The following is a 20462-nucleotide window of genomic DNA, read 5'->3' as shown; positions in this document are numbered from 1 at the left end:
GCCTCGATGCTCTCCTGTTTTTGTGTGTCCCTGTCCCGGCACGCCTCCGTCCCGGTATGCCCCTTCCCCATTGCGTGCCGGCCGAAAGGGCACTGCTGTAAAGGAGGCGTCGGGTATGGGAGTGGAAGCGTTCGACTAGGCCTAAAGGGAACCCTATTCCGGCGGCTGCCAGAGAGGGAGGGTCAGGGTGAAGGTGGCCCCCTCCCCCGGACGGGAGGAGGCGGTGAGGTCGCCCCCCATTTCAAGCAGCGACTCCCGGGCGATGAAGAGGCCCAACCCCCGGCTGTCTTTATCCTGCCGGGTGGAGAAGCGCCGCTCGAAGAGGCGGGGCAGGTCGGCTTCCTCCACCCCCTGGCCGCTGTCGCTCACCGCAATCCAGGCGCTTTTCTCCCGCACCCCGGTGCGAAGGGTGATTTCCCCCTCCGCCGGGGTGAAGTCGATGGCATTGTAGACCAGATTTTCCAGCGCCCGGGTCAGCCGGTCGGGAAAGGCCAGCACGAAGACCCCTTCCGGCGGCGGAACGAGGGTGAAGTGGATGGCCGAGGCGTCGGTGTCTGGCAGCAGGGATCGGTGGAGCCGTCGCAAGAAGGGGGCCAACTCCACCCGCTGCCGCCCACCAGAGGTCAGTTCCTGGGCGGTGTAGCGCTGCAGGTACCCCAGCCGCTGGGCCACCTCGCCGCTCTTCTGGCCGATGATGTCAAGGTACTCGCCCAGCTCCCGGTCGTCGCCCCCCTCTCCCTGGCGGATGAGGGAGACGTAGGTGGCAATGGCTGCCGCTGGGCCCTTGATGTCGTGAGCCAGGTCGGCCAGAAAGCGCCGCCGCTGGTTTTGCAGTTCGGTGAGCTGGCGGGTGCGCTGGGCCACCGTCTCCTCCAGGTGGGCGGTGAGGGCGCGGTTTCGGCGGGCGATCCGAACATTTTCCCGCACCATGGCCGCCGCCAGCAGCACCACCAACCCCAGGCCGCCGTACTCCACCGGCCAGCCGCCGCGGATGGGTTCAAAGCGGTTGGCCTGCACCACGCTCAGCCAGAGGGCGACCCCGTAACAGCAGCAGCCGAGGTAGACCAGCCAGCCCGAGGGGCGCTGTTTGCGGACCCCCCGGAAGGATGTTATAATGAGATAACTTCCCACCCCGAGGCGGCAGAGGTCGATCAGTGCGCCGTAGAGGGGGAGAAAGCCCGGCGCCCGCGGCAGCACAAAGGCGTTGCAGACAGCCGAGAAGAGGGCGAAAAAGAGGGTAAGGGGCTCGGCCAGCCACCGCTGGGCCCGGCTCGTTTCCAGGTGGGACAGCCGGGCGACCAGAGAGCACAGGCAGAAGGCCGCCCCGAAGAAGGCCGCGTCTTCCAGCACATAGGGCCAGCGCCCACCCAACCCGCCCAGCCAGTGGAAGAGGGGGTAGGCCGCGTGCAGGCCGAAGAGGAGACAGAACCCGCCGAAGGAGAGATAGTGGCGCTCCCGCCGGTCCACCGCCCAGACGGCCAGGGAGAAGAGGGCCAGGGTCACGGCGCCCAGGGAGATCGCCCTGTAAAAGAGCAGCTGCCCGGCCAGGGCCGAGGAGAGGGCTTCCGGCGTTCCCAACAGGGGCGGGTAGTAGAGGCCGCTGTAATAGTGGCTGTAGTTGGCCGCCTCCACCACGATTTCGGTGCGCGCCCCCGGCGAAAAGGTGAGCAGGGCGTTTTGCACCCCGGGGCGGTAGCCCTCTGCCTCGGGCTGGCCCTGCTGCCAGAGCAGCACCCCGTCCACCCAGATGCGGCTGGCCGAAAAGACCTCCTGCACCTGCAGGGAGAGGGCGGGCAGGGACTGGGCGCCGGTGAGGACCAGCCGGTAGGTGGCGGCCCCATACGGGCTGCGCCCCGCCTGCCGGCGGGAGAAGTCGGGGTACTGGCCGATATAGGTCTGCTCCGGGGCCCCTCCCTGCCCGTCGGCCAGCTCCTGCGGGGTGTAGAGCCCGTCATAGAGCTCCCAGCCGCCAGTCAGGACCGACAGCTCCCCTGCCTGCAGAGCGGCGGCGTCCAGCGGCTGTGCCCCCTGTACCCTGCCGGTGGCCAGGGGGGCGGTATACTTGTTGTCAAAGCGGTAGGCCAGGGCGAACAGCCCGCCCACCAGTGCCAGGGCCAGCAGAAGGGCGGCGCTTGCGAGGACGCCGCGGCGAGAAGGGGACACGATGTCACCGCCTTTCAGAGTGTTTGAGAAGAGGGAGAGATAGAAAAGATGAAAAAGAGGGGATTGGCCGGCCTGATGGCGGCTTTGATGCTCCTCCTGGCGGGAGGGCTGACGGCGTCCGCCGCTGCGCCGGCCGGGGGGGAGTACGAGCGGTTTCAGGCATGGTACGAGGAGCACCGGGTGGGCGGCGGCACCTTTGCCCTGCGGGGGGACTTGCTCTTGGAGGAGGGGGAGTGGTACCTGGACACCGCCGATTTGGTGGGGGAGATCACCATCGACTGCGGCCCCCACCAGATCTTGATGGACGACCCCGTCCAGTCGGCCTACCTGCGCCAGAGCGGCGGCAAGTTGCGCATTGTGGGGGAGGGCCGGCCCGACGGGATGATCCGGGTGGAGGACGGCGTCTTCAGCCTGTACGGCGTTGAGGTTGCCGCCGAGAGCGGGGTGGCCATCTGGCAGGGGACCCCCGCCTGGGTGTTCATCGGCTCCGGCAGTGAGCCCACCCGCCTCTCGTCCCGGGGCGAGGGCGCCACTGCCCTTCTCTGGGCGGGGGAGGGGGCCGAGGGACAGCTGGACCTCTTTCAGGCGGAGCTGTCCGTTCAGGGCAGAGACAGCGCCGCCCTGCGGTCCGCCTTCCCGGTCTGCGCCCAGTTTTGCACCTTTGCCGCCCAGGGGGAGGGGGCCCAGTCGGTCGTCTGCCAGGGGGAGATCACCCTCAGCGGCAGCAGTGCCCAGCCCGACCCGGCCCTCTCCGGCCAGCCGGTCGTCCGCCGGGCCTGGCAGCTGTTGGGGCCGCCGGAATGCCGCCCGGTATCGGTCCTCCCCGGGGCCAGTTTGGCCGAGAGCGGGCTGCCCACCGCGGTCCCGGTCGACCTTTTCTGCGAGGAGGAGGACAACTATCAGTCCCCCTACTTCCCGGTGCACTGGGATGAAAACGCCTACTGGAACGGGCAGGCGACAGGCGGCAGCTTTTCCCTTCCCGGAGTGGTGGAACTGCCGGGGATGGACGGCCTGCTGCCGGGGGGCACCGTCGCCGTCACCGCCGAGGTGGAGGTGACCGGCGCGGCCCCCGTCGGCGACCTCTGCGTCCGCCTGCCGGAGAGGGAGAAAGATCCCCCCGCCCTCTTGCTGACAAACCCCCTCACCTTTGGGGGCATCTACCTGCAATCCTCCCGGGACGGGGGTCTCACCTGGTCGGAGGAGCGGGCCGTCGCCTACCCGGCAGAGGGCGGGGAAAGGCTGGCCATCGACCTCTGCGACCTGGAGGAGGGGGAGTGGCAGTTTCGGGTGCGGATCACCCGCTCTCCCCGGGCGGGGGTCAGCAACACCTGCCGCTTTACCTGGGACAGGGAGGCCCTCTTTCCCGACGAGGAGCCCCTGCCTCCCGACGGAGAGCCCCTTCCGCCCAGCGAGGAGCCGGAGGAGGAAGAGCACGAGGGCATTGACGGGAACCGGGGCGGCGGGGGCCGGCAGGACCCCGAGACCCCTCTGCCCAGCCCTGACCCAAAGGAGGAGACAGCCCCCAGCAGTCCCACTGTCTCCGGCTCGGCCCGCCCGGAGGAGCAGGTGCCCCCACAACCCGCTGAACCCAGTGTAGGCGAGGAGAGCGGGGAGCCCGGCGGCGAGACGGGCCCCTCGGAGGGAGAGGATGCGGCCGCGCCCGTCTTCTCCCCTGCAGGGGAGGAGCGCCCTGCCGGCAGTTGGCTCTGGCCGGTGGCAGGGGCCGCCGCTGCCTGTGGGGCGGCGACAGCGGCCATCCTGCTGTTGCGGCGGGCCCGGCGCAAATAGGGTGAGAGAGGGGGGACCGGCTTTGCGGGCCGATCCCCCCTCTTTTTTACGCTGTGGGCGGCGGGGAAAACCGGTAGCCCTTCCCCCAGACGGTCTGGATCAGGGAGTGCTCGGGCAGCGCTGCGGCCAGCTTTTTGCGCAGCTGGGCCACGTGCACCTGCACGGTGTGGGTGCCGTCCAGCCCCGGCTGGTTCCAGATGGCCCGGTAGATGGCGTCCTGGGTGTAGGGGGCGTCCCGGTGCTGGGCGAGAAAGACCAGGATGTCGAATTCGCTGCAGGTCAGCTCCAGCGGCCGGCCCTCCACCTCCACCTGGCGCCGGTCGAGGCGGATGCAGACGGGGCCGAAGCGCAGGACCTGCTGGGCCCTGGTGCCCTGCCGGGCGCGGATGCGGGCCAGCACCCGCTGTTCCAGTTCGGCCAGGCTGTATGGCTTGCAGAGGTAGTCGTCCCCGCCGGAGAGAAAGCCCTGCACCCGGTCGTCCTCGCTCCCCAGCGCCGAGAGAAAGACGACGGCGGCCCCGGTCTCCTTGATGGCCTGGCAGAGTTTGAGCCCGCTCTGGTCGGGCAGAAGCACGTCGACCACGGCGCAGTCAAAGGGAGGGGGCGTTTGGGACAGCCGCAGCGCCTCCCCGGCGCTGAGGGCGGTGGCCACGAAGAAGCCGCGGCTGGAAAAGTAGTCGAAAAGGGCCCGGCAGACAGCCGGGTCGTCGTCGACGGCGAGCAGTCGGTACATGCAGAAGATCCCCCCATCTGCTTTTGGCGGGCCCCCTCGTCTTGGGTGGGGCCCCGCGGGTTTGTGGAAACGGCACCTGTTCGCGGCGGCGCGAGAGGGGCGCGGGCGGTCCTTTGAACGGAAGGGGACGGCCCTGCCGCCGGCCGGTAGAATGGAATCCATTATACCATATCCCCCGCTCTTTTGAAAAACAGGAAATCACAATAAATGACAAGGTGCGGGCGGTTGTCCCGCCGCCCTCTGCCGCCGGTGTGCAAAAAAACAGGGCGGGGCAGCGCGTTGCTGCCCCGCCCTGCTTGCGAAAGTCCCGGTCAGGCGGTGATGGTGACGCCGGTCTCGTAGAGCTTGTCGTCGCAGACGAGCTTGACCTGATAGCGCCCCGAAAGGCCCTCTTTGCTGATGACCTTGTCCACGTCCCTGGGGTCTGCCTTCTGGAAGGTCCCCACGCACATGGCCTTAAAGGACTGTTTGGCGGTGTTGATGAAATAGCGGTGAGTGCTGCCGTCCTCCCCGCAGAGGAGCAGCTGCACCAGCTCCCCCTTTTCGTAGGTGGCGCTGAAGGTAAAGCGGTCGTCCTCCTCCACCAGGCGGGCGCCGTAGTGTTCGGGCACCAGTTCGCCGGTCTCCTCAGCGGGGATGGCGGTGTCGAACTCGCCGGTGATCCCCAGGCTGCCCAGCACCTTGCCCGCCCCCAGCTCCGCCTGTTCGCCGGCGTAGTAGAGGGGCAGTTTCTCCGCCCGGTAGCAGTTGGCCGGGACGTGCAACTCGTAGACCAGCCGGTCGTCCACCAGCTCGCAGGTGATGGAGCCAAGCTGCACCCGGTCCCCGTCGGGACCCTGTTTCATCTGGGCGGGGATCCCCTCGCAGGGAGCCCCGTCCAGGGTGCCGATGCCGCCGGAGTGCACCAGATAGTGGCCGTCTTTATAGTACTCCACATTGGAGATGTAGCAGGAGAAGAACTCCGCCCCCCGCTCCTTGCCGTACTGCCAGACCTGGCGGATGGTCATCTTCTCGGTGTCGATGCGGTAGCGCACCCCGCGGGTGTAGCTGTCCGCCGCCTTTAAGTAGTGCGCCGGGTCTTTGGAGCGGTAGTGGCCGTTGTCCAGGCACATGATGTCCCCGTCGGGCAGCACCATACAGGCGTGCTGCTCGTACTGCCACTCAAAGTCCTCCCCCACCGGGGTGAAGAAGTAGCGCTGCATCTCCTCCGGCCAGCCCTGAGGGTCGCCGATGATCCAGTTGAGGTCACCGGTGTCGTAGTCCAGGTTGATGATGGCGTCCTGGTGGCGGCCGGAGAAGGTCAGGGAGTTGGTCTTTTTGTCGTACCAGACGGCGTTGTTGTGAAACCAGTCGTGCTCGTCCTGGCTGCCGGAACCGCCCTTGTCCTGGGGCAGGACCTTTTTGTAGTCCCAACTCTTGAGGATCTTCCCGGTGTCCTTGTCCACCAGCACACAGCAGTCCTCCACGGTGGCGGCCTCGGGCTGCTGGGTCAAAATCAGCAGGTTGCCGTCCTCCATGGGGAAGTGGTCGTGGTGGTAGCCCCCGGGCACCCGGTACTCCTTGAAGATCTTGCCGGAGAAGGCCATCTCGTAGACGCCGGTGGTGTAGTAGGGCATCCCCACAAAGCGCTCGGTCCCCACCAGCAGGTGGCCGTTGGGGCGCCGCTTGAGGTCGAAGTTGAGCTTTTCGGTGGAGTACCAGCGGATGTCCCCCCGGTAGTCAAAGGCCACCGGGGTGGCGGCCATGGCGGCGGTGAGGACCATCACGTTGCCCCCCATGTAGGCGGCGGTGGTGTCGATGGAGGTGGCCTGCGGCACCTCGTCGGGCAGCGGGTCGGTGGGGATGGAGAGACGGCTCTTCTCCCCGTTTTCCAGGGTGATCTCCACCTGGTTGTCCCAGCCGGGGTAGAGGCCGTAGACCGGCAGCACGTGGCGGGTCTCGCGGGGGAAGCGGTGCACCATGTCCCCGGCGGGCTCCTTGCCCAGGACCCGCACCGTCACCTCGCAGGGGGTCACGGTGTGAAAGAAGACCAGGGCGCACAGGGGCGCGAAGAAGTAGGGGTTGAGCTGGACCAGCGGGTGCTCGGGGGTGTAGTCCCCGGCGTCCAGCTGGGAGAGAAGGGCCTCCTCGGCCCGGGCCTGTCGGGTGATGATGTGTTCCTGCCGGGTGTAGGAAATGGTCTTTTCCATTGTGATCTGCCTCCTGAAACCGCCCAGCGGGCGGATTGTGGGTGTTTCTTTGGGGTTACAGGTAGTGAAGGGGCTGTTTTCCCGCGGCGTAACTCTCCAGCGCGGCGGGCTGCAAAATCAAAAAGCGGTGGGGTTCCCGGGCGACCACCCCTTCCTCCATCAGCCGCCGCACCATCCGCGAGATGGTGACGCTGTGGATGCCCAGGATGCGGGAGAGCTCCTCGTAGTTGAACCACCGGTCCAGGGCCAACACCCCCTTTTGGTCGTAGGCGTTGTCCTGAAAGAAGCGGCAGAGGACGGCGGCGGTCTTGTTCTCCCGCATCAGCATCAGGTTCTCCTCCAGCCGGCCGACCTCCCGGCCCAGCACCTCCATCAGGTAGCGAAAGACCCCGGCGTGCTGCTGGGCGTAATTCACGCACTCCTCCAGGGGCACCTTGTAGCACAGGCAGTCGGTCATGGCGACGATGCTGGCCCCCTCGAAGATGGGGGAGTTGCCCCGCTCCCGGTAGAGGGCGGCCTTGCCGGCGCAATCCCCCCGGTGAAAGTAGTGGAGCACCCGCTCCCCGCCGTCCTCGTCCACGCAGCCCACGATCCCCGAGCCCTTGAGGATAAAAAAGAGGGACTGCAGCGGCTCCCCCTGGTGGAGGAGGTAACTCCCCCGCCGGTAGAAGTGGTTGTACTCCTTTTTGAAAAGGGCGGGGTTTTGGGCGATCAGGTCTTCCAGCATCATCATGGCTCTCTCCTTTGCGGGCGTTCTCATCTCTCTTCATTATAGCATAGCCGCGGAAGAAAAATGAGCGGTCGGCCGTTGGGGGCGCGTTTTGCTATCCGGCGATGGTGGAGACGATGAGGGGCTTTTGCTGCAGCCCCTTGAGGCGAGCTTTCTCCGCCCCGCCCTCAAAGAGGATCATGGTGGGGTAGCCCTCGACCCCGTGGGCCTTGACGGCCTCGGGGTTTTCCTCAAAGCAGACCTTTACGATCTCCACCCCGTCGACCTCCTTGGCGACATCGCCCAGGACAAAGCCCAACATCTTGCAGGGCCCGCAGGTCTTGGAATAGAAGTCCGCCAGCACCTTGGCGCCGGTTTCGATCAGGCGCTCCAGTTCGGCGCCGTCCATCTCGTTCACAGTGACTGCCATAAAAATTCCTCCCTCTGTAATCGGGGCGTGGGGCCCCCTGTTCGATACCTGCAAACAGAGGGGCCATGCCCCCCCTGAAAAGCTGTTAGCGGGTGAGGGCGCGCACATAGCGGGCCGCGCTCTCGGCGGCGATGGCCCCGTCGCTCTCGGCGGTGACGATCTGCCGCAAGCCCTTTTCGATGGCGTCCCCAGCGGCGAAGATGCCCGGGCGGGCGGTCTTCATCTCCCGGTCGGCCAGGATGTAGCCGTGGTCGTTCAAGATCCCCAGGGAGCCGAAGGGCTCGGTGGTGGGCTGCAGTCCGATGTACTCGAAGGCGCCGTCGGCGTGCACCACCAACTCCTCCCCCGTTTTGGTGGAGACCGCCCGCAGGCCGGTGAAGTGCTCGCCGGGCAGAAACTCCTTGATGTCGTAAAACTCGTGGACATCCACGTTGGGCAGGGCCCGCAGCTTGTCGCAGGCCGAGGGGTCGGCCGTCAAATCAAAGAGGGTCACCACCGTCAGGTGGCGGGCCAGTTCGGCCAGGTAGAGCGACTCCTCCACCGCCGAGTTGCCGCCGCCCAGCACCAGCACGTCCCGGTCCCGGTAGTTGGCCCCGTCGCAGACGGCGCACCAGCTGATGCCGCTGCCGGCAAAGTCGAGTTCGTGGGGGACCCCCAGCATCCGCGGCCGGGTGCCGGTGGCCAGGATGACCGCCTTGCAGGAGATGCGCTGCCCCTCTTTGCAGGAGAGGGTCTTCTCCTCCCCCTCGTCGAGGATCTCTTCCACCGTGGCATAGTCGAAGGCCACCCCCAGCTTTTGGGTGTGCTCAAACATCGAGATGGCCAGGTCGGCCCCGCCGACTTTCTCCATTCCCGGGTAGTTGCCGATTTCAAAGGTGTTGACGATCTGGCCGCCGGGGGCCAGTTTGTCCAGCAGCAGCACCTTCATGTTGGCCCGGGCCGCGTAGATGGCCGCCGTCATTCCGGCAGGGCCGCAGCCGACAATTGCAACGTCGTAATCCGCCATAGTGCATTGCCTCCCAGCACACAAAATCGCCCGCCTCCCCTGGGGGAGGGGACGCTGTCATTGTAGCAGATTGGGGTGGGAATTCTTTAGCGCAGGCTAACGAGGCCGTCGGTTTTACTGGCAATCGGCGCGGGGAGATGGTATGATGACAGGGACGAGAGGCGGGTTTGACCGCCCAAAAAAGAAGGGGTGGGTAAGATGACGATCGAGGTGTTGGACGGCGACCTTTCGGTCTGCCAGGTGCGGGATCTCTCGGCGGTGGATTGGGGGCAGCCCCTCTGCTTTGCCGAGAAGACCGACGAGGAGTGCTCACTGGTCTGCCCCACCGGGTGTGCGCCAAAAGACGCCCTGGCCCGGGAGGACGGCTGGCGGGCCTTTCGGATCGCGGGGGAACTGGATTTCTCCCTGGTGGGGATCCTCGCCCAGATCTCCTCCCTGTTGGCGGGGGCGGGGATCGCCCTCTTCGCCCTCTCCACCTACCGCACCGACTACATCCTGGTCAAGGGAGAGCGGCTGCGCGATGCGCTGGCGGTGCTGGCGGGGGCCGGTTGGGAGGTTTCCGGCAAAAAGCTGCCCGCCGGCGATTGACAGCCGCCGGCGAGTCTGGTATGCTTGTGTACAAAGAGAAGATTGGGGAATGAAGTGCTCCCCCGGGCAACCGAAACCGCTTTTGTAAGCTGATGACTTCTGTGATTTTATAGTCGCAGAGGGCCATCGGCTTTTTTCTGCGCAAAAAGGAGATTTTTTTATGCTCACCTCCCTCGCATTTATCTTTCTGGCCGGTCTGGCGCTGGCTGCTATCTGCCAGCGGCTGCACCTGCCCCGCATCATCGGGATGTTGGTCACCGGCATCCTGCTGGGGCCCTATGCTCTGGCCCTCCTCGACGGCTCGATCCTCGCTGTCTCCGCCGACCTGCGGCAGATGGCGCTGATCGTCATCCTCATCAAGGCCGGCCTCTCCCTGGATCTAAAGGATTTGCAGGCGGTGGGGCGGCCGGCCCTCCTCCTCTCCTTTCTCCCCGCCCTCTTTGAAATCGGCGCCGTCACCCTCTTTGCCCCCCGGCTGCTGGGCGTCACCCGGCTGGAAGCGGCCCTGCTGGGTGCGGTGCTGGGCGCGGTCTCCCCGGCGGTGGTGGTCCCCAAGATGGTGCAGCTGATGGAGGAGGGGCTGGGCACCGACAAGCGCATCCCCCAGCTCATCCTCGCCGGGGCATCCCTGGACGACGTCTTTGTCATCGTCCTCTTCACCACCTTTGTGGGGATGGCCCAGGGCGGCTCCGCCTCGGCCTGGGACTTCGCCGGCATCCCCCTCTCCATCTTCACCGGCATCGCCCTGGGGGCCGCCGTCGGCTGGGGGCTGGCCCGGTTTTTTGAAGCTGCCTTTGCCCGCGGGCGGCTGGTGCGGGGCAGTCTCAAGGTGGTCGTGGTGCTGGGGGTCTCCTTTTTGCTGGTGGCGGCGGAGGGATGGCTGGCGGGGGCGATCCCCCTCTCGGGGCTATTGGCGGTGATGGCCATGGCCTGTGTGCTGCAGCGGGAGAGCGACCCGCTGGTGGGCCGCCGCCTCGCCGAAAAATTCGGCAAACTCTGGCTGGCGGCAGAGGTCATCCTCTTCGTGCTGGTGGGAGCGGCGGTGGACATCCGCTACACCCTGGGGGCCGGGCCGGCAGCGGTGGGGCTCCTTTTTCGCTCGGCGGGGGTCTTTCTCTGCCTGTTGGGCACGCCGCTCGGCAAAAAAGAGAGGCTCTTCTGCGCCATCGCCTATCTGCCCAAGGCCACTGTGCAGGCGGCCATCGGCTCGGTCCCCCTGGCCCTGGGGTTGCCCTGCGGCAACATCGTCCTCTCGGTGGCCGTCCTCTCCATCCTCCTGACCGCGCCGCTGGGGGCCCTGGGGATGGACGCCAGCTGCCGCGCCCTGCTCCACCGGTCTGGGCCGCGGGAGGAAGCCCTTTAAAAGGGCGCAAAAAGGCCGGAACGGCGGCTGCCGTCCCGGCCTTTTTGCTGTGAGAACAGGGGTGAAAATGGAGCGGAAGACGCTATTTGCCCAGCTGTTTTTTGACAAAGGCCTTTTTGGCCTCGTCGTCCTCTTTGGCGAGCATCTCCATCAAGATGGGCTTGAGCTCCTTGTCGTAGAGGTCCATGTGGGGCTCCACCTTGCCGGGGCCCTCCGGGTCGAGGAATTGCTCGAAGCCCAGGCCCAGCTCCCGCCCCCTCTGGGTGTGCATATCGATGGCATAGTCGGGGATGGTGGGGTAGATGCCCTCGTCGAACTCGCGGAAGATGATGTTTTTGAGGATGTCGCTGGAGCGCTCCTTCTTGCACTTGCAGAGGTAGCGGATGGCGTGGATGGGGAAGAGGGCGCGGCTGCCGCCGGGGGTGTAGTCAAATTTCTGGCGCAGGTGGTCCAGGGCGTCGATCATCAGGGGGGCGTTGGGCTCCCCAAAGCAGATGTCCTCCACCGAAATCACCGCCAGGCGCATCCAGAGCAGGTTTTCCATCTCTTTGCTGGTGCAGTACATCTCGTACCCCAGGCGGATGGCGTTGTCCTCGTTGCCCCGGCGGATCTCCTTTTGCAGGGCGGAGATCACCTCGTCGGCGACGAAGCCGTGGCGGGTCTTCTGGCTCGACCAGGTGTCGTAAAATTCGTGTTTGACCATGTTGATGCGCCTACCTTTCTCGCTGCAGAGAGCTCGGTGAGCCCTCTATAAAAACGTTTTTATTCCGTTTGCAGTATACCACCGATGTTGGGGGGATGGCAGTTGTTTCGGGGAAAATGAGCGAGTTGTACAATCGCTCTTTTGTAAAATTGTCCATTTCATCCATTTCCGGCGCACAGGTCTTTTCAAACCGAGGGAGAGGCGGTATACTGAAAGGCAGCCGGGGCCGCCTGCGGGCAGCCCCTTTTTTGCGGGGGGAGAAGGCATGCCGAAACTCTATTTCAAATACGGCGCCATGGGCAGTTCCAAGACGGCCCAGGCGCTGATGACCAAGTTCAACTACGAGGAGAAGGGCTACACCGTGGGGCTGATGAAGCCGGCCACCGACGACCGGGATGGGGCGGACGTCATCCGCTCGCGCATCGGGCTGGAGGGGCGGGGAATCGTCATCTCAAACGGCCTGGACCTCTACGACTGGTTTTTGCAAAACCGCTACGACGTGCTGGTCATCGACGAGGCCCAGTTCCTCACCGCCGCCCAGGTCGAGCAGCTCAAGGACATTGCCATGGAGTTTGTGCCGGTGCTCTGTTTCGGGCTGAAAACCGATTTTCGCACCTATATGTTCGAGGGCTCCAAGCGCCTGTTCGAGATCGCCGACAGCCTGACTGAGATCAAGTCGGTCTGCCGCTGCGGGCGCAAGGCCGAGGTCAACGCCCGCATCAAGGACGGCAGGGTGGTCAAGGAGGGAGAGCAGATCCTCATCGGCGGCAACGACGCCTATATCGGGATGTGCTACAACTGCTGGCAGGCGGGCAAGCTCGACTGAGCGGGCAGGGCCTGTGAAAAAAGGAGGGCCGGGGCAACCGCTTTGCCCCGGCCCTCTTCTGCCTAGTCGGCCCAGCGCTCCCGCACCACCAGCTCCTCCAGGGGCTTGCGGCTGCGGGGCCGCCCCTCTTCGGCGGGGTAGCCCAGGGGGCTCACGGCGACGATGTCGTACTCCGGCGGGATGTGCAGCGCCCGGCGGACCCCCTCCTGCTCGAAAGCGCCCAGCCAGCAGGTCCCCAAGCCCTGCTCGGCGGCCTCCAGCATCATAAAGGAGAGGGCGATGGAGCAGTCCACCGTCCGCGCGGGCTGGCCGCAGCGCATCTGGGCGGCCTGGTCGGCGCAGAGGACCAGCACCGCCGGGGCCTGGGCCACAAACCGTTGGCCGCAGCAGGCCTCGGCCAGCTGTTCCCGCAGGGCCGGCTCGGTGGCGACCACAAATTTCCAGGCCTGCTGGTTGCGGGCCGAGGGGGCCAACCGGCCGGCCTGCAGCACCGCCTCTAGCGTGGCGGGGGGGATGGGGCGGTCCAGGTAGGCGCGAATGCTCTTTCTCTTCTCAATGGCTTCCATAACGGTCATAGCAGCTCACCTCCACTGCCAGTATACCCCCCGCGCCGGGCGGGGTGCAAGGGGTTTTGCGGCGGGGCGGGGTGTGGTAAAATAGCTTTTGTGCGGCGGGAAAACCGCCGCGGGGACAGGGGGCGCGCAGTGTGAAAAAGACCATTGGCATTTTGGCGCATGTGGATGCGGGAAAGACCACCCTCGCGGAGGGACTTCTCCACCTGGCGGGGGCCACCCGCCGCCGGGGCGGGGTGGAGGAGGGGACCTCCCTCTTGGACTGCGACGCCATTGAGCGGGCGCGGGGGATCACTGTCTTTTCCGGGCAGGCCCACTTTTCCTTTGGGGGGGATGAGTACGCCCTCATCGACACCCCGGGCCACGCCGACTTTGCCGCCGAGATGGAGAGGGCCCTCTCGGTTTTGGACGGGGCCGTCCTTTTGGTGGACGGGACCGAGGGGGTGCAGGGCCACACCCAACTGATCTGGCGGCTGCTGCGGCAGCGGGGGGTGCCCACCTTTTTCTTTGTGGGCAAGTGCGACCGGGAAGAGGCCGATCTCCCCGCCGTTCTCGCTCAACTGCGCGCCCGCCTCTCGCCCCGGCTGCTGGACTTGAGCGGCGGCTTTGCGGGGGAACTGCCCGCGGCGGCGGTGGAGAGCCTGGCCGAGTGGGACGACGAGCTGTTGGAGCGGTATCTGGACGGGGGATACGACCCCGCCCTCTGGCTGCGGCGGGCGGCCCAGTTGGCGGCGCGGGGGGAACTGTTCCCGGTCTTTGCCGGGTCGGGTCTCACCGGACGGGGGCTGGAGGACCTGTTGGCCGGGCTGGGGTCCCTTCTCCCCACCGATTATGAGGAGCGCCGGGAGGCCCCCTTTGCCGCCCGGATCTTTGGGGTGCGGCGGGACCCCAGCGGCGGGCGGGTCACCTTTCTCAAGATCCTCTCCGGGTCCCTGGAAGTCAAGGGGGAGGTGGGGGACGAAAAGGTCAACGAGATCCGCTTTTACGAGGGGGAGCGCTACATCCAGGCCCCCCGCGCCCTGGCGGGGGAGGTCTGCGGGGTGACGGGATTGCGCCGCCCCCTGCCGGGCGGCGGCCTGGGGGCGGTGGGCGACCTGCCTGCCCCGGCGCTGCAGCCGGTGTTGCAGGTGTCGGCCCGCTGGGGGGAGCAGCCGCTGGGCCAGGTGCGAGACGCCTTTTTGGCGCTGCAGGAGGAGGACCCGGCCCTTGAAGTTCGCTGGGACGAGACCCTGCGGGACCTGCAGCTGCGGGTGATGGGGGAGATCCAGTTGGAGGTGCTGCAAGAGCTGATGGAGCGCCGCTTTGGGCTGGAGGTCGCCTTTGGCCCGGCGCAGATCTGCTACCGCGAGACCATTGCCGCCCCGGCGGTGGGGATCGGCCACTTTGAGCCCCTGCGCCACTACGCCGAGGTCTGGCTGCGGCTGGAGCCGGGGGCGCCGGGCAGCGGGATCGCCTTTGCCAGCGAGTGTTCCACCGACGCGCTCGCCCACAACTGGCAGTCCCTGATCGAGACCCACGTTTTGGAGAAGGAGCACCGGGGGGTGCTGACCGGCGCCCCCCTCTGCGACGTGCGGGTGGTGCTTTTAAAGGGGAGGGCCCACCTCAAACACACCGAGGGGGGCGATTTTCGCCAGGCGGTCTACCGGGCCATCCGCCAGGGCCTCTGCGGGGCGAAAAGCGTTGTTCTTTTGGAGCCGTGGTACGACTTCACCGCCACCCTCCCCGCCGACCAGCTGGGCCGGGTGCTGGCCGACATCCAGCGGTTACAGGGCAGCTTTTCGCCCCCTGAGATCGCCGGGGACACGGCGGTGGTGAGCGGCAGCGGGCCGGTCGCCACCTTCCTCCACTACGCGGCCGAACTGCCCGCCTTCACCCACGGGCGGGGGCACTTTTCGGCGGTCTACGGCGGGTATCGGCCTTGCCACAACGCCGACGAGGTGGTGGCTGCCGCCGGTTACGACCCGGAGCGCGACCTGGAAAACCCGCCCGGGTCGGTCTTTTGCGCCAGGGGGGCGGGCTACCCGGTGCGCTGGTGCGATGTGCCCGACATGGCCCACCTCAAATAGGGAGGGGATCGTTTCTCCCTAAAAAAGCCGCCGCCGGAGAGCTCTCCAGCGGCGGCTTTTTGGGGCAGGTCTCTGCAGGGTCAGCGGTCCAGCAGGCGGCGAAGGATGTCCTGGGTGCGCGCGGGGTCGGCGCGGCCCTGGGTGGCCTTCATCACTCGCCCCACCAGGGCCTGCAGGGCGGCCTTTTTGCCCCGGCGGTAGTCGGATGCCGAGCGGGGGGCCGCCCGCACCGCCTCTTGGGCCAGCCGGGCGAGGGCGGTTTCGTCTGTGATCTGCCACAGCCCCTGGGTTTCGATCCACTCCTCGGGCGGGCCGTCTTGCCGCCAGAGGGCTTCCAACGCCCGGCGGCAGGTGGAGCTGTTGATTTTTCCCTCCCCCCAGAGCTCGCAGAGGGCGGCCAGATGGGCGGGGGAGAGGGGAATCTCGCCCCCGCCCTCTCCCAGCAGGGAGAGGACCTCGCCCAGGATCAGGTTGGCCGCCAGCGCGGGGTAGCGACAGCGGACAGCGACCGCCTCGAAGTAATTGGCCACCTCCTGCCGGGCGGTCAGCTGTTCGGCCGCGTAGGGGGTGAGGCCGAACCGGGCCACGTAGTCGGCCTTGCGCGCGTCCGGCAGGGCGGGGATCTCCCCCTGCAGCCGGGCCAAATAGGCCTCGTCGACTCGAATCGGCGGCAGGTCGGGGTCGGGGAAGTAGCGGTAGTCGTTGGCATTTTCCTTGCGCCGCATGGAGAGGGTCTTGCCGCTGTTCTGGTCAAAGCGGCGGGTCTCCTGGACAACGGCCTCCCCGGCCTCGAGAGCGTCCACCTGGCGGCGAAACTCGTATTCGATGGCCCGGGTGACCGACTGAAAGCTGTTGAGGTTTTTCATCTCGGTTCGGGTGCCGAGGGCCTCCTCCCCCGCCGGGCGGACCGAGAGGTTTACATCGCAGCGCAGGGAGCCCTCCTGCATCTTGCAGTCGGAGATGCCGGTGTAGAGGATGACCGTCCGCAGCTTTTGCAGGTAGGCCTTGGCCTCTTCGGCCGAGCGGATGTCCGGCTCGGAGACGATTTCGATGAGGGGCACCCCGCAGCGGTTGCAGTCGATCAGAGTGCCGCCCCCGGGCAGGTGCACCAGCTTTCCCGCGTCCTCCTCGATGTGGATGCGGGTGATGCCGACGGTCTTCTGCCCCCCCTCGGTCTCGATGGACAGGGCGCCCCCCTCGCAGAGGGGGAGGTCGTACTGGGAGATCTGATAGGCCTTGGGCAGGTCGGGGTAGAAGTAGTTTTTTCGGTCCTGCCGGGAGCGGGGGGAGATGTGGCAGCCGGTGGCCAGCCCCGCCTTTATCGCGAACTCCACCACCTGGCTGTTGAGCACCGGCAGGGTGCCGGGCATCCCCATGCAGACAGGGCAGCACTGGGTGTTGGGCGGGGCGCCGAAGGTCGTGGGGCAGTCGCAGAAGATCTTGGCGGCCGTCTTGAGTTCGACGTGCACCTCCAGCCCGATGACCATCTCATACCCTTTATAGGTGTTCACACGCATGATTTCTCCCCCTCTCGATCCTGTTCAAAGGCCTGTCCGGCCCGGTAGAGGTCCCCCTCGCCAAAGGGGCGGCCGATGAGCTGCATCCCGATGGGCAGGCCCTGGCTGTCCGCCCCACAGGGCAGGGCGAGGGCCGGCACCCCGGCGATGTTGACGGGCACGGTGTAGACGTCTCCCAGATACATCTGCAGCGGGTCGGCGGCCTTTTCGCCGATTTTGTAGGCGGTGGTGGGGGCCACCGGGGAGAGGATGCAGTCGAAGTCCCGGAGGATCCGGTCGAAGTCCCCCTTCACCAGGGTGCGCACCTGCTGGGCCTTTTTGTAGTAGGCGTCGTAGTAACCCGAGGAGAGGACGAAGCTGCCCAGCAGGATCCGCCGCTTGACCTCCCGCCCAAACCCCTCGGTGCGGGTGTTCTTGTAGAGGCTGTCCAGGTCGCTGTAGTGGGGGGAGCGGTAGCCGTACTTCACCCCGTCGAAGCGGGCCAGGTTGGAGGAGGCCTCGGCCGAGGAGATGACGTAATAGGCCGGCAGGGCGTATTCCAGGGTGGGGAGGGAGACCTCTTCCACCTGGGCGCCCAGGCGGGCAAAGGTGTCGGCTGCCCCGCGGATGGCGGCGGCGATTTCGGGGGCTAGGCCCCGGTCGAAATACTCCCGCGGCAGGGCGATGCGCATCCCCTTGACACCGCCGTCGAGCTGGGCGGTGAAGTCGCCCCAGTCCCGGTCCAAGCTGGTGGCGTCGCGGCTGTCCTTTCCCGCCAGGGCGTTTAGCACCAGGGCGTTGTCCCGCACCGTGCGCGTCAGCGGCCCCACCTGGTCGAGGGAGGAGGCGAAGGCCACCAGCCCGTAGCGGGAGACTGCGCCGTAGGTGGGCTTCATCCCCACCACCCCGCAGAAGGCCGCCGGCTGGCGGATGGAGCCGCCGGTGTCCGAGCCCAGGGCAAAGGCGCATTCCCCGGCGGCCACGGCAGCCGCCGCCCCGCCGGAGGACCCCCCCGGCACCCGGCTCAAATCCCGCGGGTTGCGGGTGATTTGAAAGTGGGAGTTCTCGGTGGAGGAGCCCATGGCGAACTCGTCCATGTTCAGTTTGCCCAGACTCACCGCCCCGGCCTCCTCGGCCCGCTCGACAGCGGTGGCGGTGTAGGGGGGAACGAAGGTCTCGAGCATCTTGGAGGCGCAGGTGGTGGCGACCCCCTCGGTGCAGAGGTTGTCCTTGACCCCCATGGGCACCCCGGCCAGGGGGGGAAGGGGGTCGCCGGCGGCCCGCCTTGCGTCTATCTGCCCGGCGGCGGCCAGGGCCCGCTCGGCAGTGACGGTCAGAAAGGCGGCCACCTGGGACTCGGCTGCGGCAATCTGTGCCAGGTGGGCCTGGGCGACCTCCTGGGCGGTGAAGGTCCCGGTCCGAATCCCCTCGGCCAGGGCCCAGGCGGTGTATTCTGTCAACTCTTTCACGGCGCGCTCCTCCTATTCTACCGCCGAGGGCACAAAGAGGTAGCCGTCTTGTGCCTCGGGCGCGTTTTGCAGCAGTTTTTCCCGGCCGGTGGAGGGACGGGGCCCCCCAGTCCGAAAGACATTTTCCAGCGGCACCACGTGGGAGGTGATCGCCACCCCCTCGGTGTCCACCTGGGCGAGGGCGTCGGCGAAGGCAATCATCCCCTCCATCTCCCGGGCGAGGGAGGCCCGCTCCCCCTCGGCGATGCGCAGTTTCGACAGTTCGGCCACCGCCTCTACGTCGATTTGAGGGGCGGGCCGCGCCCCCTCCCCCCGGCTGTCGGGGCGGAGGAGGGCGTCCAGCCCCAGCTCGGCCAGCTGCCCCTGGTCCACCGGTGAGGGGGCTTCGGTGAGGGGACAGATCGCGTCTTTGTTTTTGGGAAAGGCGATGACCTCCCGCAGGGAGGGGGCGCCCAGCATCAGCATCACCAGCCGGTCCAGGCCGAAGGCAAAGCCCCCGTGGGGCGGGGTCCCGTAGGAGAAGGCCCGCACCAAAAAGCCAAAGCGCTCCTCGACCTCCGCGGGGGAGAAGCCCAGGGCGGCAAACATCTGCCGCTGCACCTCGGGCTGGTGGATGCGGATGCTGCCGCTCCCCAGCTCCACCCCGTTGAGCACCACGTCGTAGGCCTGGGCCCGCACCCGGGCGGGGTCGCTCTGCAGATAGGGCAGGTCCTCGGGATAGGGCATGGTGAAGGGGTGGTGGGTGGCCAGGTAGCGCCCCTCCTCCTGCGACCACTCAAATTCGGGGAAGTCAGTCATCAGGCAGAAGCGATAGTCCCCCTCCCGCCGCAGATCCAACATCTGGGCCAAATCCAACCGCAGGCCGCCCAGGGTGCGGCAGACGGTGGCGAAGGAGTCGGCGCAGAAGAGGAGAAGATCCCCCGGCCGGGTGCCCGCCCGCTGCAGGATGGCGTCCAGCTGGGCGGCGGTGAAGTACTTGGTGAGGATGGAGTTGATCTCCCCGTTGGGGCGGATGGCGATCCAGGCCATCCCCTTGGCGCCGTAACCCAGGGCGCGGCGGGTCAGCTCCTCAATCTGGGAGCGGGTGAGGGAGGCCCCACCGGGCAGGTTGATGCCCCGCACCAGGCCGCCTGCCGCCACCGCCCGGTCAAAAACCGAGAAGCCGCAGCCGGCCGCCAGGTCGCTTAGCTCCACGATGGGGAGGCCGAAGCGGAGGTCGGGCTTGTCGGTGCCGTAGCGGTCCATGGCCTGGCGCCAGGTCAGGCGGGGGAATGGCTCCTCCATCTGCACCCCCAATACCTGGGAGAAGAGGGATTTGAAGAGCCGCTCTAGGTGCTGTAAGATGTCCTCCTGGTCGACAAAAGAGAGCTCCATATCCACCTGGGTGAACTCGGGCTGGCGGTCCGCCCGCAGGTCCTCGTCCCGAAAGCAGCGGGCGATTTGGTAGTACCGGTCCACCCCGCCCACCATCAGCAGCTGCTTGAAGATTTGGGGGGATTGGGGCAGGGCGTAGAAGGAGCCGGGGTGTACCCGGCTGGGGACCAGGTAGTCCCGCGCCCCTTCAGGGGTGGATCTGGTGAGCATCGGGGTCTCCACCTGCAGAAAGCCCGCCCCGTCCAAGAAATCCTCCACCGCCCGCACCACCCGGTGGCGAAAGCGGAGGTTTTTCTGCAGCTGGGGGCGGCGGATGTCCAGGTAGCGGTACTTCATCCGCACGCTCTCCCGCACCCGCTCCCCCTCCTCCAGGGAGAAGGGGAGGGTTTCGGCCCGGGAGAGCAGTTCGATCTCCCGCGCCGCCAGTTCGATGGTGCCGGTCTCCAGCTTGGGGTTGTAGGTCTCCTCCCCGCGGATGCGGATGTCCCCCCGCACGGCGATGACCGACTCGCTCTTCAGCCGGTCGGCCACTGCAAAGCCCGCGGGGCTGAGGTTGCGGGCGTCAAAGACCACCTGTAAGATGCCCTCCCTGTCCCGCAGGTCCACAAAGATGACCCCGCCCATGTCCCGCTTGGTCTGTACCCAGCCGGTGGCGGTGACGGTGCGGCCGGTGTCCCGCTCCCGCAGGGCGCCGCAGTAATCGGTTCGCTTCACAACAATCGCTCCTCCTTTTGCGCTTGGCGCTTCAAATGCCGCCGGGCAGAGGATGGAAAAAGAGAGCCTTCCGCCCCGCAAATTGGGACGAAAAGCTCTCTTCACTTTCCGCGGTACCACCCAAATAAGCCGCGCCCTTGCGGCCCACTCGTCACACACTGTGTCCGAAAGGGGAAAGATCCGCTCCCTCTCGGCCTATGGTCTGCGGCTGTAACGCGCCGCCCGCGTCTGAGCCTACTGCCGGCAGCGCCGGGTTCGGTCAGCGGTTCGGGG

16 protein-coding genes and 1 riboswitch are annotated in these 20462 nt (G+C 66.8%); of the genes, 5 read left to right on the top strand and 11 right to left on the bottom strand.

Translation table 11 applies throughout. The annotated features are described in order from the left end of the window. Window positions 1–153: 153 nt before the first annotated feature. Entirely contained in the window at window positions 154–2163 is a 2010-nt protein-coding gene (locus tag GT748_RS15935; RefSeq protein WP_021658031.1) for a sensor histidine kinase, read from the bottom strand. Window positions 2164–2211: 48 nt separating this feature from the next. Between GT748_RS15935 and GT748_RS04400 the strand changes: the two genes are divergently transcribed. After that, window positions 2212–3951, top strand: coding sequence for a hypothetical protein (locus GT748_RS04400; protein ID WP_021658032.1), 1740 nt, complete (start codon window positions 2212–2214; stop codon window positions 3949–3951). Window positions 3952–3997: 46 nt separating this feature from the next. On the opposite strand, the gene GT748_RS04395 is transcribed toward GT748_RS04400, so the two are convergent. The 5 genes from GT748_RS04395 to GT748_RS04375 all read right to left on the bottom strand — a co-directional run bounded on the left by GT748_RS04395 (window position 3998) and on the right by GT748_RS04375 (window position 9018). Next, complete coding sequence (locus GT748_RS04395) at window positions 3998–4684, bottom strand: response regulator transcription factor (RefSeq protein ID WP_021658033.1); 687 nt, start codon at window positions 4682–4684, stop codon at window positions 3998–4000. Between the two features lie 311 nt (window positions 4685–4995). Continuing rightward, on the bottom strand, window positions 4996–6873 hold the full coding sequence (locus GT748_RS04390; protein ID WP_021658034.1) for an aryl-sulfate sulfotransferase: 1878 nt from the start codon (window positions 6871–6873) through the stop codon (window positions 4996–4998). 55 nt (window positions 6874–6928) lie between these two features. Then, window positions 6929–7606, bottom strand: a complete 678-nt coding sequence (locus GT748_RS04385) for a Crp/Fnr family transcriptional regulator (protein WP_161213355.1) — start codon at window positions 7604–7606, stop codon at window positions 6929–6931. Between the two features lie 91 nt (window positions 7607–7697). After that, window positions 7698–8012, bottom strand: coding sequence for a thioredoxin family protein (locus GT748_RS04380; RefSeq protein ID WP_021658036.1), 315 nt, complete (start codon window positions 8010–8012; stop codon window positions 7698–7700). An 85-nt stretch (window positions 8013–8097) separates the two neighbouring features. Further along, the gene (locus tag GT748_RS04375; RefSeq protein ID WP_021658037.1) at window positions 8098–9018 is read right to left on the bottom strand and encodes an NAD(P)/FAD-dependent oxidoreductase; all 921 of its coding nucleotides are present in this window, start codon (window positions 9016–9018) and stop codon (window positions 8098–8100) included. A 198-nt stretch (window positions 9019–9216) separates the two neighbouring features. On the opposite strand from GT748_RS04375, the gene GT748_RS04370 reads away from it, so the two are divergent. After that, window positions 9217–9606: an ACT domain-containing protein gene (locus GT748_RS04370; RefSeq protein WP_021658038.1), complete on the top strand. Its 390-nt coding sequence runs from the start codon at window positions 9217–9219 to the stop codon at window positions 9604–9606. Window positions 9607–9642: 36 nt separating this feature from the next. Then, window positions 9643–9715: riboswitch (Fluoride riboswitch) on the top strand. Window positions 9716–9766: 51 nt separating this feature from the next. Continuing rightward, window positions 9767–10969: a cation:proton antiporter gene (locus GT748_RS04365; RefSeq protein ID WP_161213356.1), complete on the top strand. Its 1203-nt coding sequence runs from the start codon at window positions 9767–9769 to the stop codon at window positions 10967–10969. A gap of 82 nt (window positions 10970–11051) precedes the next feature. Here GT748_RS04365 and GT748_RS04360 read toward each other — a convergent pair whose 3' ends face one another. Beyond that, on the bottom strand, window positions 11052–11672 hold the full coding sequence (locus GT748_RS04360; RefSeq protein ID WP_021658040.1) for a hypothetical protein: 621 nt from the start codon (window positions 11670–11672) through the stop codon (window positions 11052–11054). A gap of 265 nt (window positions 11673–11937) precedes the next feature. On the opposite strand from GT748_RS04360, the gene GT748_RS04355 reads away from it, so the two are divergent. Continuing rightward, the gene (locus GT748_RS04355; RefSeq protein WP_021658042.1) at window positions 11938–12498 is read left to right on the top strand and encodes a thymidine kinase; all 561 of its coding nucleotides are present in this window, start codon (window positions 11938–11940) and stop codon (window positions 12496–12498) included. Window positions 12499–12560: 62 nt separating this feature from the next. Here GT748_RS04355 and GT748_RS04350 read toward each other — a convergent pair whose 3' ends face one another. Then, a complete protein-coding gene (locus GT748_RS04350; RefSeq protein ID WP_021658043.1) occupies window positions 12561–13073 on the bottom strand; it encodes a nitroreductase family protein in 513 nt (170 codons plus the stop codon). A gap of 131 nt (window positions 13074–13204) precedes the next feature. On the opposite strand from GT748_RS04350, the gene GT748_RS15930 reads away from it, so the two are divergent. Next, complete coding sequence (locus GT748_RS15930; RefSeq protein WP_021658045.1) at window positions 13205–15136, top strand: elongation factor G; 1932 nt, start codon at window positions 13205–13207, stop codon at window positions 15134–15136. Between the two features lie 80 nt (window positions 15137–15216). On the opposite strand, the gene gatB is transcribed toward GT748_RS15930, so the two are convergent. Genes gatB through aspS form a run of 3 tightly spaced genes read right to left on the bottom strand, consistent with a single transcriptional unit; the run spans window position 15217 to window position 20189 of the window. Then, the gene (gene gatB, locus GT748_RS04340; protein WP_081692909.1) at window positions 15217–16623 is read right to left on the bottom strand and encodes an Asp-tRNA(Asn)/Glu-tRNA(Gln) amidotransferase subunit GatB; all 1407 of its coding nucleotides are present in this window, start codon (window positions 16621–16623) and stop codon (window positions 15217–15219) included. Between the two features lie 20 nt (window positions 16624–16643). Beyond that, the gene (gene gatA, locus GT748_RS04335) at window positions 16644–18092 is read right to left on the bottom strand and encodes an Asp-tRNA(Asn)/Glu-tRNA(Gln) amidotransferase subunit GatA (RefSeq protein WP_161213371.1); all 1449 of its coding nucleotides are present in this window, start codon (window positions 18090–18092) and stop codon (window positions 16644–16646) included. A gap of 21 nt (window positions 18093–18113) precedes the next feature. Beyond that, window positions 18114–20189, bottom strand: a complete 2076-nt coding sequence (gene aspS, locus GT748_RS04330; RefSeq protein ID WP_021658048.1) for an aspartate--tRNA ligase — start codon at window positions 20187–20189, stop codon at window positions 18114–18116. Window positions 20190–20462 lie beyond the last annotated feature (273 nt).

Source organism: Bittarella massiliensis (ex Durand et al. 2017) (genome assembly GCF_009876955.1).
In the GTDB taxonomy this organism is placed as follows: domain Bacteria; phylum Bacillota; class Clostridia; order Oscillospirales; family Ruminococcaceae; genus Bittarella; species Bittarella massiliensis.
The sequence above is the reverse complement of the archived record's forward strand: the minus strand, read 5'-3'. Positions and strand labels throughout refer to the sequence as shown.